We start from the raw sequence: 1,157 nt of genomic DNA on the forward strand, positions 1-1,157 counted from the left end.
GAGATTTTCTATTAACCTGCTTTTTTTAATTAATTTTTTTATTTTTTTTTTAAAAATTGTATTTTTATGGAGATTTTTTTTAAATTATGGGATTTTTGCCTTTTTTTACTGTTTTTCTTGCTTATTTTTAGTTAATTTTTCATAGCTATCGCTAATGGGTAGTATTTTGTTTTTTTATGGTATATAATTGCTGTAGGTTGTAAGAGAAGCATGAAAACATATTTTTTACAGCTATTCTGGCTCGTGTTGTGACTTTTAGGTGGCCATTGTGGAATATGTTTTTGATAACGGCATATGGTCTTTCTCCTGGTGATCTTTTACGGGATATTCTTTTATTTCTTAGCTTTTGACGAATGGTTAGGGGGTGGTTTCTTGTTGCTTTGTCCATGGTAGCATCATAGCCTTTAGATTTTATTCCAAAGTATCCTTTGTCTTTGTATGCTATTTCTCCTTTTTCTATTAAGTCTACTTGTGAGTCATGGACATTTGCAACTGTTGTTTCAATTTCTCGGATAAAATGGTGGTCAATATCTACTTTTGTGTGCAATTTGTATCCAAAAAATGACTTTTCGCCTTTTTTTGTCCATTCACCATCTTTACTTCGACGAGTTTTAGCTTTTTTTCCTCGTGGTGCATTTGCTTTTTGATGTCCAGGATCACTTGTAATGAATGCTGCATCTTGAATTACACCATTTTTAACTTCAAATCCTTTTTCATCTAACTGTTTTTGTAATTCTTCCCATATAACATCGTCAATTTCATTTTCAACCATTTTTTCTCGAAATAACCAAATTGTAGATTGATCAGGAACCTTGTCTGGAAATCCTAAAAACTTTAAAAAAGAAATTCTATCATTTGCTTGCTTTTGAACTTCAAAATCAGATAAACCATACCAAGTTTGTAAAACCAACATTTTTAACATAACAATCTCATCATTATTAGGTCTACCACCTTTTTCAGACTGATTATCATACATACTTTTAATAATAGGCCTAAAAACTTCCCAATCAATAAGTGGATCAATATCAGCCAAACGATCACCTAACTCTTCAACTTTCGCATACTGTTTATTTATAAAATAATTATTCAAGTCATACATGGTATTAAATATATATATTATCCTATATAAACCTTTCTATATCAATTTAAAGAACACA

Annotated in this window: 1 protein-coding gene; it reads right to left on the reverse strand. The window is 30.0% G+C overall.

Features of this window, described 5'->3' with window-relative positions; translation table 11 throughout:
* Positions 1-151: 151 nt before the first annotated feature.
* Positions 152-1,099, reverse strand: a complete 948-nt coding sequence (locus MBCUR_RS02450) for an IS5 family transposase (protein ID WP_067089785.1) — start codon at positions 1,097-1,099, stop codon at positions 152-154.
* Between the last annotated feature and the right edge of the window lie 58 nt (positions 1,100-1,157).

Origin of the sequence: Methanobrevibacter curvatus (genome assembly GCF_001639295.1) — an archaeon.
GTDB lineage: Archaea > Methanobacteriota > Methanobacteria > Methanobacteriales > Methanobacteriaceae > Methanoflexus > Methanoflexus curvatus.